Here is a 13161-nt window from a genome sequence, read left to right on the forward strand (position 1 = left end):
GGCCGAAAATGGCCTTTTGCGAGCGATAGGGATGTTGCACCGATATGTCTGAAGACAAGTTGAACCGCCGCACAGATACGCTCGCCTTTGCCGAACGATCCTCCGGGGGCATCTGGGATGCCGTCATTCTGGGGGCAGGGGCGGCCGGACTGATGGCTGGCATAGTTGCCGCGCGTCGGGGCAAACGCGTCCTGATCCTTGATCACGCCCGCACCGCAGGCGAGAAGATCCGCATCTCGGGCGGCGGTCGCTGCAACTTCACCAACCTCAATGCCAGCGTCAAAAATTATCTATCCGGCAATCCCCGCTTCTGCATTTCGGCGCTGAAGGCCTACACGCCCGTCGATTTTCTCAAGCTGGTCGACAGCCACGGCATCGGCTGGCACGAGAAGACCGTCGGCCAGCTCTTCTGTGACGAAAGCGCAAGGGACATCGTCACCATGCTGCTCGCTGAGCTTGATGAGGCAGGCGGGCGGCTGCAGATGGGCACCGAGATCAAGGGTATCGAGCACCGGGACGGCTTGTTCCATGTGGCAACCGGTCGGGGCAGCGAAAAGGCCCGGGCGCTGGTGGTTGCGACGGGTGGCAAATCCATTCCCAAGATGGGGGCGACGGGGCTCGGCTATGACATCGCGCGGCAGTTCGGACTTGAGGTGCTGCCGACGCGGGCGGGCCTTGTGCCTCTGACCTTCTCCGACAGCCAGAAGAGCTTTGCCGCCGGATTGGCGGGCCTCTCGGTGGACGCTGAAGTGCGCTTTGGCAAGGTGATGTTCCGTGAAGGCCTGTTGTTTACGCATCGCGGACTGTCCGGGCCATCGATCCTGCAGATCTCCTCCTATTGGCAGGAAGGCAACCCGGTGACCATCAATCTGGCGCCCGGCACCAATTGCCTTGAGAGCCTGATGGCGGCACGCAAGAGCAACCCCAAACAGGATGTTGCCACCAGCCTGTCCGAGATCCTGCCCAAGCGACTGGCCAAGGCGATCATCGAGCGCGAGGGCATCAAGGGGCATATCGCCGAACAGGGCGACAAGCTGCTGCGCAAGCTGGACGAGGCTGTGCACCGATGGCAGGTCATCCCCGTCGGCACCGAAGGTTACCGCACTGCCGAGGTGACTTTGGGCGGCGTTGACACAAAGGCCCTGTCTTCCAAGACCATGCAGGCCAATGACGTGCCGGGGCTCTATTTCATCGGCGAAGTGGTGGATGTTACGGGCCAATTGGGCGGCTATAACTTTCAATGGGCCTGGGCGTCCGGTGCGGCGGCTGGCAGAGCGCTCTAGTCCTTCCTGAACCGTAAGCGGGATCTTCGGAGAGGAGAGACGAGCAGGGTCAGGAAAGGCTTGCAGTGGGGCATGAATCGGCTTCAAATGGATCATCTATCCAGCCCAATTGAAGAGCAAAGCCGGACAAAAGCATGAGCAAGATGATCAAACCGGATCTCACTGCGCCCGTGGACGGGCGTCAGTCGGAACGGGCCCTTGAAATCCAGCGTGGAACCGGGCGGCTGTTGCGACGCCATGGCTTTGTCTGCCTGCCTGAGGTTACGCTGAAATCCGGGCGGCGCGCCGACCTGCTGGCCATCAACCCCAAGGGTGAGGTCTGGATTGTCGAAATCAAGTCGTCGGTGGCGGACTTTCGGGCCGACAGGAAATGGCCGGACTATTGGGACTATTGCGACCGGCTGTTCTTTGCCACCAATCAGGAAACTCCGGAGGAGATCTTCCCTGCCGAGGCGGGGCTGATCATCGCCGACGCCCACGGGGCCGAGATCATTCGCCATGTGGAAGAGCAGAAACTGGCGGCCGCCCGGCGCAAGGCGATCACTCTGCATTTTGCCCAGATCGCAGCCTCGCGTCTGCATGCGATTCACGACCCCGGCGTGCCGATCGTTATCGAACCAACCAAATTGTAAGCCGGATTACAGGATGCTGTGCCCGGACGCGGCACAAAAAAGCCCCGCCGGTTGACGGGGCTGCCCACCAGTGGGTGAGGCGGGATGAGGCTCAGGCCTTAGCGAGGGGCCCGTTTGGCCAGAATGCGTTGAAGGGTGCGGCGGTGCATGTTGAGACGCCGTGCCGTTTCGGAGACATTGCGGTCACAAAGCTCATAGACCCGCTGGATATGTTCCCAGCGCACGCGATCCGCCGACATCGGGTTTTCCGGCGGCTCGACTTTTGCTTCGCCGTCGCTGATCAGGGCAGCATAGATGTCGTCCGCATCGGCAGGCTTGGCCAGATAGTCGACAGCCCCCAGTTTGACGGCGGTCACGGCCGTGGTGATGTTGCCATAACCGGTGAGCATGATGGAACGGGCGTCGGGATTGGCATCCCGGATCGCTTCGACCACATCCAGCCCATTGCCGTCGCCAAGGCGCATGTCCACCACCGCATAGCGGGGAGGCTCGCTCTTGACCGCAGTCAGGGCATCGGCGACGGTATCGGCAGACTGGACGGTGAAGCCGCGGCTTTCCATGGCGCGCGCCAGACGAATAAGAAACGGGCGGTCATCATCCACCAGCAGGAGATAGCCGGGCTGAGTGCTTATTCCTTGGTCAATTGCTGTCATTTCTGCTCGTCCTGTCATGATTGCGCGTCTTTCATGTCTCAAAATACGATATCAAAAGGGGTGTGGCAATCGGTCTCGTTTTTTAATCTAGCAACAAAATTGCTTCTTTTATTGATCTGTCTCAAGTAAAACCCGTGGCCATGTTATTTCAATTACTGCTCCACTGATTTCATTTATCTTTTCCGTAAAGTGTTCCTTTTGAGCTGTTCTATTTTTGCGGATGGAAACTTTCGCACCACTGCGCTCCAACAGGGTCTTGGCGATGAAGTAACCCAACCCGAGCCCCCCGCCCATATTGCCCGAATTCTGCCAGCCGACCAGATCTGGCCCGGAGGTTGCATCGCGGTCACGATGTGCCTTGTCCATGCGACTGGAGACGAAAGGGTCGCCCAACCGGGTCATGATCGCCTCCGAAAAGCCCGGCCCGTCGTCGGCAATGATCAGCCGGACACGGCTCTCGTCCCAGCTTGATTCCAGAATGACGCGGCTGTGCGCAAAGTCGACAGCATTCTCTACGAGGTTGCTGAGCCCGAACAGCACGCCCGGATTGCGCCTCAGCACGGGCTGGCTATGTCTGTTCTCCGGGAATATCCGTTCGATCTCGATGTCCGGGTTTTCAAAAGGCTCGACAACCTCGTCGATAAGGGCCTCGAACTGCATTGTGGTGAAATTGCTGTGGTCGTCCCCGGAAAGGGAGCGCAGCTTGCCCAGAATGTCCCGGCAGCGCTCGGCCTGCGAACGGATGAGGGCGACATCCTCGAAGATCGGGTCGTCGGGTATCAGCTCATGCTCCAGTTCCTTGGCGACAAGCTGGATCGTCGCCAGCGGCGTGCCCAGCTCATGAGCGGCAGCGGTGGCCAGTCCGTCGATGCTGGTCAGATGCTGTTCGTTGGCAAGGATGAGTTCGGTGGCCGACAGCGCATTGGCCAGTTGATGCCCCTCCTGCGCGATCCGCGAGGTATAGATGCTCAGGAACAGCATGGTCACGATCAGCGCCACCCACACGCCAAAGACATAGAGCTTGGGGAAGTCGGGCGGGGTCGCCTCGGCCCACGGCAGGGGCTGGTGGAAGAAAATCAGCGCCGTCGCAATGGCCGTGATGAGGATCGACAGGAAGCCGGTGAAACGGGCAGGCTGCATGGTTGCGGAAACCACCGCCGGTACCAGCAGCAACAGCGCGAACGGGTTCTGCAAACCGCCTGTGAGATAGAGCAGCGCGCCCAACTGGGCGGCATCATAGGAAAGCAGCCCCGTGACGGGCAGGGGCGACAACCGTACGCTTTTGCGAAAGCCCATCTGCAGAACCAGATTGAGCACCACCGAGAGGCCGATCAGCAGCAGGCAATAACGGGCATGAAAATGATAGCCGAAGCCGAGGGCGACCAGAAGCACCGCAACCAACTGGCCGCCGATGGCCAGCCAGCGCAGCCGTACAAGTGTATCGAGTTTAATCTGACGATTGGCGAAAATCGGATCCGCCAGGGAAGCAAAAAGCATGATATCCCACAAGCCAAGTGATCGTCGGCAGCCAATGCCGTCGCCGAAATACGATTGGTTCGGCGTCAATATCTTGCCAGTTCGGCAGAGTTTGACCAATTCTATTTCTGCAAAAGTTGCAGATACTTGATTGTTTCTATCGCAAATTACGCCGTTCTGAAATGCCTTTTATGCACCAGTATGTTGATAAGCCGACACAATTGCGAAGGTCTTTCCTTTCAAAGTTTTGCCAGTGACTCCTCTTGACAGGCAGAAGGTAGCTTTTCTGCCATTTCAAGATCCGGAGGCAAAAATATATTTGGGACAAATTCCCTTGAAGTTCAAATTTTACTTTACCACCTTTTGTGTTGTGAGAGTGAGTTGAACTATTCGAAGATATTCTTGAGTGAATACTTCATGTTCAATGTAAAAATGAGACGTAAACCGAACGAAAGGGAGACGATGTCACGCAGTGTAGCAGCCAAATCATCTTGGAAGGGTTCCCATGTGGCTCTGATGATACTTGGCTTTATTTTCTTCTGGCCGCTTGGTCTTGCAGTGTTGGCCTATATGATCTGGGGTGATGAAATGCGTGAAATGTTCAAGGACTTCAAGACAAGAATCGATCGCGAGTTCAAAGGATCCGGATGCAGCCGACGCCATCGGTCATACGGTTACGAGAAAACCGGCAACATGGCCTTTGACGAATATCGCAAGGCAGAGCTGGAACGCCTGGAAGAAGAGCGCCGCAAGCTGGAAGCCGAAAAGGCCGAGTTCGAGGAGTTCCTTGCCGAGCTCAATCGCGCCAAGGACAAGGAGGAGTTCGACCGCTTCATGGCTGCCCGCCATAATGCCCGGTCGACCGCCCCTCAGGGTGGCCCCTCCAATGACGGCGGCTATCAGGCCCCCTATCAGGGCTGACAGGCTCAGGGTCAGCGCCCCCACCTCGGGGGCGCTTTCTCGAACCATATTGAAGAGACGATCTGGAAGCGGGACCTCGTTCCCGCTTTTTCTTTGGCTTCAGGATCCGGGCCCGGCAATCGAATTGGCTCATGGATCCCATTAGCAAATGCATCCTTGCAATTTCGGCATATTTCCCCCATTTTAGCCCGGCTTGGCCCGAAATACTTCTGGTTGAGCGTGTTCTCGGGGCGGGGTGAAAGTCCCCACCGGCGGTAACAGGACGCGGGAGCCTCAAGGCTCTGCACCTGAAAGCCCGCGAGCGCATTCCCGACGCGCCTTTATCAGACTCAGCGGGAATGGTCAGCAGATCCGGTGCAACTCCGGAGCCGACGGTTACAGTCCGGATGAAAGAGAACGTGACAGAGAGACATGTCGACAGGTCCCTCCCGACCGGACATGCGCGTGCTGTCCGTGCGTCCTGATTCTTTTGGCTTTGGTCTGCTCTTGCATTCGGCGGGGACGGATCCTTTCAAGGTATGCGAAATGAATCAGATTTCCCAATCTTCCAATACGGTCTCCCTGCCGCTCATGCGGTCTGGCGCCCTGTGGGCTGCCATCTACATGATTCTGGCTGGTCTGGCCTTTGCGCTGGTCAATCTCTCGAGCCAGTTCCTCACCATGAAACTGGGCGTCAGCTCGTTGATCGTGGCATTCGGGCAGTATTTCATCGCCTTCCTGTTCAGTCTGCCGTGGCTGTTCAAGATCGGTCTTGGCGCCGCCCGCACCCGGCAGGTCGGCAAGCATTTGCTGCGAGTGATCTTTGCGGTACTGGGCACTCAGGCCTGGACCGCCGGTCTGGCCTATGTGCCCATCTGGCAGGCCATCGCCCTGATCATGACATCTCCCTTTTTCGTCACCCTCGGAGCCTATCTGTTCCTGCATGAAAAGGTCGGCCCGCATCGTCTGATGGCAACGGTGATCGGCTTCGTCGGTGGCATGATCATCCTGGCGCCATGGTCCGACGCCTTCTCCATTCATGTCCTCTGGCCGGTTGTCGCCGCCGCTTTCTGGGCGGCTACGTCCGTGATGACCAAGACCCTGACTGGCGACGAAGCTCCGGAAACCGTGACCATCTATCTCTTGCTGCTGATGACGCCGGTCAATGCCTTCATGCTGCTGGGCAGCGATCTGGCAATGCCATCAATGCTTGGGCTTGGGCTGATCATCCTGTCCGGCCTCATGGTCTATATCGCCCAGCTGCTCTGCGCACGGGCCTATTCCGTTGCCGATGCCGCCTATGTGCAGCCGTTCGACCATGTCAAGCTGGCCTTCAACGTGGCGCTCGGCTGGGCCGTCTTCGGCTTTGCGCCGGTCGGCCAGTTCTGGATCGGTGCCTTGCTCATTCTCGCCGCCTCTTTCTACATCCTGCATCGTGAGACTAGAGGCCGCTGACTGGTTGCGGGCTGCGGCAGGGAGGAAAACTAAATCTCAAAGAGGGGCCTTGCAGCCCCTTTTTCTGTCTGGCCCTTGGCTGGTTCACAGCAGCCCAGCACATCAGACGACGGTGATCTGTGCAGTGGTTTTCCTTTTCTTTGCAGTGATTTTTCACTAGAAATTGGAATGACCTATCCGCAGCCAAGGAGGTGCCGCATGACACTTTGCGAGAAGAATATTCCTGAGCTGGTCCTGCATAGCAAGTGGCTGGATGATGGCAGCAAGACCGGCCGGATCGAGCTGCGGCTGACAGGAAAACCCCATGGTTTCTACCCGGCCCCGGTGCACATGGCCTTTACCTCTCTGGTGCGCATTCCGCCCCAGACGCGCCTTGTCGGCGCTGACTATGTGGCCCGCACGGCCAACTATCACGAACTCGCTCCGCTCGGCCCGCTTGAGGCCGGTGCGGATGGCTTGCTCTGGCAGCTGACCATTCCAGAGCTGTCCCATCGTCCGCACCATTGCACCGATGGTCCGTCTTCGGCCTTTCTCATCCTTCCCGATCATGGCGTGGTCGATATCGCCTGCCTGCCGCTTGAAAGAGCCTCGGTAGATGAGCCGCCAGCCGCCAGCCCTTCAGTGGATGCCGAGCCTGCCTTGCCGGGCGAGATGGTCTCTCCCACCTTGGGGCTGCTGCCCATGGCCAATCGGGTCGATATTCGCCGCTGGCGGGGGCGTGCGCCTGAGCCTGAGCGTCTCATCCTCTCCGAGGCCCTGCGTCCAACCGGGGCGATCGTCAATGCGCTGTACGAGCGCCTGTTTGCCACGGAACCACCCTTTGGTGATGGTGGGGCGGGCCTCTCGGTGAGCCATGCACCCCTTCAGCAGCCGACCGGTGGCGGAGAGGGCGCGAAGGGCTGCTTCCGCCTGCGCTTTTCGCCTCAGGGCATTGCGGTTGAAGCCGATGAGGAAGCCACGCTCAATGCGCTCATCGCCCTTGCCCAGATCTGGCATGCGAATCGTCAGGATCCGGGCCTCTGGGCCTTCCCCGAGGAGGGCATGATAGAGGATTGGCCGCTGCAGGACTGGCGCGGCATGCATCTGGATGTGTCCCGGCAATTCTACAAGGTCGGCACGGTCAAGGCCTTTCTCGATCGGCTCGCCTGGCACCGCTTCAACCGGTTCCACTGGCATCTGACCGACGATGAAGGATGGCGGCTCCAAAGCAGGACCTACCCTCACTTGACAGAACTGGGCGCCTGGCGCGGCCATGGCCTGTTGCTCTATCCGCAGCATGGCTCCGGTGCGCATCGCTATGGTGGCTTCTATCATCTGGACGAGGTGAGGGACATTCTCCGCCACGCGGGAAGCCTTGGGGTCGACGTTGTGCCCGAAATCGACGTGCCGGGCCACTGTCATGCGGCCATGATGGCATTGCCGGAACTGGTTGACCCCAGCGCGCTCAGGGGCGGCGCCTCCGTGCAGGGCTATGTCAACAATGCGCTCAATCCCGGCCTCGGGGCGACATGGCTGTTTCTGGAAACCATTTTCGGCGAGGTTGCTGACCTGTTTCCGGGCCCGTTTGTCCACATCGGTGGCGACGAGGTCGCTGATGGGGCATGGTCCGGTTCCCGGGCGGCCAACAGCTGGGCCCGCGCCAAGGGGCATCTGACCGCAGACGGCCAGCCCGACAGTATGAAGATGCAGGCCGCCATGTTGCGCTTCGTCTCCGACCGGCTGGTGGCTGCAGGCAAGGTGCCGCTTGCATGGGAGGAAGCCGCCAAGGGAGGCGGCCTTGATCCTGAGCAGGCGATCCTCATGGCCTGGACCAGCGCCCGCAGTGCCCATCAGCTGACGCAGCTCGGCTACCGGGTCATCATGTGCCCCGGCGAGGCCTATTATCTCGACATGGCCCAATCGGACGACTGGCAGGAACCGGGCCTCAGCTGGGCGGGAACGTCAAGTCCGGCCACGACCTATGGCTTCGATCCGGTTGGCCCGGTTGTTGATTGCCCGGACAAGCTTGTTGGCATTGAAGGTTGCATCTGGAGTGAAAATCTCACCGGGCTGGCGCGGTTCAACCACATGGTCTTCCCGCGCCTCAGCGCCATCGCCGAAAGCGCCTGGACAAAGCCGGAAAACAAGGACTGGGCGAGCTTTGAGCGTCGACAGGAGCTGATGCCCCGCATGCCACTCAGTTAGGGCAAATCATCAGGGCCGACTGCTAGCCTCGGCGGTTGGCCTCATACTGGCCCGAGGGCCGATAGGACCACAGATAGGTCGGAATGACCGCTTCGACGGAAAGCGGCTCGATGCCGAGACCTTCGAAGGTCCGCCCTTCGGCCTTGGCGGCTTCTGAGACGACATTGTCCTTTTTCAGAAGGGTCACCTGATCGCGTGTCACTGCCGGTTTCGTCGGCAACATCTCAAACACCCGCCCCATGGTTGATGCCAGCCAGAAGGGAAGCGGCAGCAGCAGGCGCTTCTGATGGGTTTCCTTGAGCATCAGCTCCAGCAGTGCCTTGAAGCTTTTGGCTTCCGGCCCGCCAAGCTCATAGGTCATCCCCTCGACAAGCTCGCCCTTTACGCCGCGCGCAATCACCTCGGCCACATCGCCGACGAATGCTGGCTGGAATAGCGTTCTGCCCCCGCCAATCAGTGGCAGGAAGGGGGAAAGCCTTGCCATGGAGGCAAATTTGTTGAAGAAATCATCCTCACTGCCAATGAGCAGCGACGGACGGATAATGATTGCCTGTGGCAGCGCCCCCAGAACTGCCGCCTCGCCCTGTGCTTTGCTTCGGGCATAGGCAGAAGGCGAAGTGGCATCCGCTCCGATCGCCGAAATCTGTACCAAACGGGAAATCCCGGCCTTGACTGTCTCTTCTGCAATCGTTTTGGCGCCAAGATGCTGGACCCGGTCGAAGGTTGCCTTGCCGGTTTCAAACAGGATGCCGACCAGATTGACCACAGCGTCGCTGCCTGCGAGCGCGCGCGCAACCGATTCCCTGTCCCGCAGGTTGGTCTGCACCGGCATGATCTGCCCTACGGTGCCGAGGGGCTGCAGAAATCCGGCCAGATCCGGGCGGCGCACGGCGACGCGAATGCGATAGCCTTCCTTTGCCAATGCCCGCACCACATGGCGCCCCAGAAAGCCGGAGCCGCCGAAAACTGTCACGATCTGTCCCGTCGAACTCGCCATTGCATTCTCCTGTCTTCGATTGGTGTGGACATTGCTTTCTGGATTGTCCGGGTCTTCTGGAGTGTCTGGACCGCAGGTCTGGCCACTTGTCTGTTTTGCCTCAGCTTCGGGGGCCTGTGGGTAAAACGCAAGGGCCTTCCTTCCAGATGCAACCTACTGTGTTTTTATATGAAAATCCACGCATGTGCATATGGGCTTAAGTTGAGCGTCCTCATTTTTCATCCACAGCCGACAGGATCTGGCGGCCGCATTTTGAAGTTTTCAAGACGCTTTGAAGAATTTTTGTATGAATGATGTGAATTGTGCATTTTTTCAAAATCTATGCGTTGACAATAGCATGCCAGAGCCGTAAATACCGCCTCACACCTTAAGTGCCCAGGTGGCGGAACTGGTAGACGCGCTAGCTTCAGGTGCTAGTGACCGTACGGTCGTGGAGGTTCGAGTCCTCTCCTGGGCACCATCCCCTCATAAAACGCAATAGATTCAACGCCCTTGAGGGGCGCCGGTGTACCCTTTTCCCTGCTCCGTGTATCTGTTTATGTACCTCCTCTTCTGTGGAAGACTGGTGGTATAGGCCATTCGGCAAAGCCTAGGTGCCCCAAGGGGGAAACTTGCTTTCTTCCTCTCCGATATATGGCTTCAGAAATTTTTCTAAAAGTTCAGTGCTTGGGATTTTAGTAGCCGCTGAGGCAATTTCTTTCGGGCAGAAATTAAGGCGACTTCATAGCTCTCTCAAAACACGGGTAGCGTTATTAGACGCAGCTTTCTGCTATTTCTCGAGGTAGTCCCATTAGCCCAGATATCGCTCTAGACAATTAGCATAACGACATCAATGGTCCTCTGCTCCGAAAGTTGATGGCAATGTGTGACAGGCGCAGTGATGACATTAATCGGCGTGAATAGGACAGCGGCATTTAAGGATGAAATTCATTCACTCACCTAACGTGTTGAGCATGGGGCGTACTACGCCGACCAGCCTGTTGGCAACATCCAACAGCCATTTGGTAAATTCGGGCTCATCTGACGCATCGTTTGCGTAATGCCAAGTAACTTCACCGCTAAAGGGTATGGATGTTCTTTGACTCTGGATAAAGCCCAACCCAATTTCGGCTTCTATCGTTTCCTTTGCAAGCTCGATATCATTGTAGAGCCGTTCTCCTTCGTCGCCTTTTAGGGTGAAGAAAATGCCTCCTTCTCCTGTTTTCGTGCGGTAGGCGGTGATCCAGCCAACAGGATCTGGCATAGGGATACGAATATTGTTTTGGCCCCCATGTCTTGGTTTGATTTGATCGGGATGGTCGAAACGCATCTGATCAATGATTGTCTGCCAGAAAGCGCGATCAGCCTCTTTTTTTGCCGATGACTCAGTGGTTTGATCTGATAAAGGCGTGTCTGCAATTTCTTCGGCTGGATCGGACAAGAGAGGATAACCAGACTGATCGACGACAACGCGATGCTGTAGGATTTCCGTTCTAACCGGGATAGCTGGAATGATAATGGTATGCCCATCTGTGCTGTGCCACAGTTGGAACTCTACAAGAGCGAGCTTTGAAGTCAGCCCACTGGAGCGATTGAGATGCTCTGCGATGGCCTGAACGTCTGTTCTTATTCCGTCTCCTGCGATAATCAGTGTGAAATCACCTCGCTTTAGGGTATCCGAGATGCGATCTACGAAGACGGCTTCATTTATGTTGGGTCTGCGTTTTGATGCTAAATCGTAGAGGGGATTAGGGTGCTGCGATCCTGTGGATTTCTTAACCTTCACGGTAAGATCGCCGTAGCTCCATTTTCGCAACAATGCTGCATATTCGAGTATCTGAGCGATAACCTCACGTCTAGCCTGAGGGTTTCGCCACAGCTTGCATTCGATCAGCACCAGCTGTCCTTCTGCTGTTACGCCCATCAGATCAAGGAAAACCGAACGTCCACCATTGGGGATCGACAGTTCGCGACAAATAGGGATCAAGCCAGAAGAGCCGGGATGCAAGTCATTCATGGGAACGAGATCAGGATTTTCAAACAGTAGCTGCTGTAGCCATTTCTCGCTTTTGCCAGAAACCGCATCACCAAGCGCTTGTCGTTCAAGCCATGAGGTTTGATGCTGATTGGAAATAACAAGTGACTTCATGATCTTCCTCCTTCAACTCAAGAAGGGAGACTAATTGGTCAAATCCCGCGTCGTCCAGCTTTGCCGATCTTCGTGCACTGATATCAGGATGGGATGCGGAGATCTGTTTCTCTGTGAAAAACGAGCACTTTCCGCTTTCAGACGCGATCGCTAAGAGATCTAGCATTTTTCTTTCAGAATTGACTGTCTTTAGTGAACAGATCGACAGCAAACGGTCGCTTGCAGCTTAGGTGCAAGGATGGTCATAGAAGATCTCTAGGAGACCTTCTGAGTAATACTCTGGCTATCCCTGGGGGCACCCCGCCCGAGAAACAAAAAAGGTGGGAGTAGACAGGGAGGCGGCCTACGCCACCTTCCCTCTGTTATCGATGTGATATTGTCCAAAATGGACGATCTAGCATGGACACTCAATAGTCGGGATCTGCGTCCCACGCAGCCAATTTTCTTTCCTCTTCATCCCAGTCCTCGATAAGTCTAACCGCATCAAGACCGTCCTGAAGTTCCCGAACTACGTCTTTGAATGGCAGCTCCCATTCGAATGAAGTCATGAGCCTTTTCGGAAGCCCCATCATGTCGAGGGCCATAGCGAATGCATCGATATCTTGATGGGGCCTGTCGCCAACCGCTCGGGCTATTGCCTTTGTGTACCTCTGTGCTCGCTTCCGGGTTTCTGCTTCAGTATTGACCTGCGCCCCACGTCTCTATCAGTTTTAAGGAGAAACGGAAGAACAGGCATTTAAAAGCGCAGTTTTCGATTTTGCAATTTCTGTTCATCATTTCCAAAATGTGGCGATCTCTACTTTGGTATGCCACAATTTGGATATAATCCGGGCCGAAAGCACTGTGGCGTTCGCTATGCGAACAGATTAAGGAGGTTACAGTGCCTTGCAAAGACGCAATGATCGATAAGGTGATCAGCCTGACCCCGGATCTTACGATCGAGGAAGCTCTCGCTATTCTCGAAGCCGAGCGGATCAGAACTGCTCCCGTCCTTTCCAAAGACAATACACTCCTGGGCATGTTTGGCTTCATGTCCGTTATGAAGAAGGTGCTACCCGTTTCTGTCACGATGGCCGATGGTCTGGAACATCTTGACTTCGCCCGGGGCGCCAAACCTGACATTGCCAACCGCCTCAAGGACCTCAAGGCCAAGACGGTGGACTGCGCGATGGACGAAAAGCCAATCGTTCTCAGCCCGGACCTGTCGGTGTGGGAGGGAATCCTCAAGCTGACCAAACACGGCAGCCCTTTGCCGGTCGTCGAGAGCCAGACGAACACGTTCCTCGGCATTCTGACGGAACAATCCGCCATTACCGAACTGGAACAGATCACGTCCGGTTCTTCCTGATCGACAGCTTAGCACTTTCAACAATCTCGACAGGGGGGGGGCAAGTCAATTGTGCCCCATCGGTCGGCAGAAAAAAGCGATAGTTGATCAATGGAAAATGCCAGT

Annotated in this window: 10 protein-coding genes, 1 tRNA gene and 1 riboswitch; of the genes, 7 read left to right on the plus strand and 4 right to left on the minus strand. The window is 56.8% G+C overall.

The annotated features are described in order from the left end of the window. Positions 1-44: 44 nt before the first annotated feature. Both DSL70_RS15340 and DSL70_RS15345 read left to right on the plus strand, forming a co-directional pair. A complete protein-coding gene (locus DSL70_RS15340; protein ID WP_119308847.1) occupies positions 45-1283 on the plus strand; it encodes a BaiN/RdsA family NAD(P)/FAD-dependent oxidoreductase in 1239 nt (412 codons plus the stop codon). Between the two features lie 134 nt (positions 1284-1417). Then, complete coding sequence (locus DSL70_RS15345) at positions 1418-1915, plus strand: MmcB family DNA repair protein (RefSeq protein ID WP_280955355.1); 498 nt, start codon at positions 1418-1420, stop codon at positions 1913-1915. 98 nt (positions 1916-2013) lie between these two features. Here DSL70_RS15345 and DSL70_RS15350 read toward each other — a convergent pair whose 3' ends face one another. Next, on the minus strand, positions 2014-2586 hold the full coding sequence (locus DSL70_RS15350) for an ActR/PrrA/RegA family redox response regulator transcription factor (RefSeq protein ID WP_119308848.1): 573 nt from the start codon (positions 2584-2586) through the stop codon (positions 2014-2016). A 90-nt stretch (positions 2587-2676) separates the two neighbouring features. Continuing rightward, positions 2677-4065 (minus strand): ActS/PrrB/RegB family redox-sensitive histidine kinase, encoded by a 1389-nt coding sequence (locus DSL70_RS15355; protein ID WP_119308849.1) that lies wholly within the window; start codon positions 4063-4065, stop codon positions 2677-2679. A 495-nt stretch (positions 4066-4560) separates the two neighbouring features. Here DSL70_RS15355 and DSL70_RS15360 point away from each other — a divergent pair, with 495 nt between their 5' ends. The 3 genes from DSL70_RS15360 (at position 4561) to DSL70_RS15370 (ending at position 8583) form a co-directional block, all read left to right on the plus strand. Continuing rightward, entirely contained in the window at positions 4561-4965 is a 405-nt protein-coding gene (locus tag DSL70_RS15360; RefSeq protein WP_245418236.1) for a DUF2852 domain-containing protein, read from the plus strand. 217 nt (positions 4966-5182) lie between these two features. Beyond that, positions 5183-5367, plus strand: a riboswitch (FMN riboswitch). A 123-nt stretch (positions 5368-5490) separates the two neighbouring features. Further along, positions 5491-6399, plus strand: a complete 909-nt coding sequence (locus DSL70_RS15365; RefSeq protein WP_119309169.1) for a DMT family transporter — start codon at positions 5491-5493, stop codon at positions 6397-6399. Between the two features lie 198 nt (positions 6400-6597). Next, positions 6598-8583, plus strand: a complete 1986-nt coding sequence (locus tag DSL70_RS15370) for a beta-N-acetylhexosaminidase (protein ID WP_162916758.1) — start codon at positions 6598-6600, stop codon at positions 8581-8583. Between the two features lie 22 nt (positions 8584-8605). On the opposite strand, the gene DSL70_RS15375 is transcribed toward DSL70_RS15370, so the two are convergent. Next, positions 8606-9580, minus strand: coding sequence for a complex I NDUFA9 subunit family protein (locus tag DSL70_RS15375; RefSeq protein ID WP_119308852.1), 975 nt, complete (start codon positions 9578-9580; stop codon positions 8606-8608). A 373-nt stretch (positions 9581-9953) separates the two neighbouring features. On the opposite strand from DSL70_RS15375, the gene DSL70_RS15380 reads away from it, so the two are divergent. After that, positions 9954-10040, plus strand: a tRNA-Leu gene (locus tag DSL70_RS15380). A 471-nt stretch (positions 10041-10511) separates the two neighbouring features. Here the strand turns inward: DSL70_RS15380 and DSL70_RS15385 are convergent. Continuing rightward, positions 10512-11708: a PDDEXK family nuclease gene (locus tag DSL70_RS15385; protein ID WP_162916759.1), complete on the minus strand. Its 1197-nt coding sequence runs from the start codon at positions 11706-11708 to the stop codon at positions 10512-10514. Between the two features lie 880 nt (positions 11709-12588). Between DSL70_RS15385 and DSL70_RS15395 the strand changes: the two genes are divergently transcribed. Then, complete coding sequence (locus DSL70_RS15395) at positions 12589-13056, plus strand: CBS domain-containing protein (protein WP_162916761.1); 468 nt, start codon at positions 12589-12591, stop codon at positions 13054-13056. Positions 13057-13161 lie beyond the last annotated feature (105 nt).

This window comes from Cohaesibacter haloalkalitolerans (genome assembly GCF_003574655.1).
Lineage (GTDB): Bacteria > Pseudomonadota > Alphaproteobacteria > Rhizobiales > Cohaesibacteraceae > Cohaesibacter > Cohaesibacter haloalkalitolerans.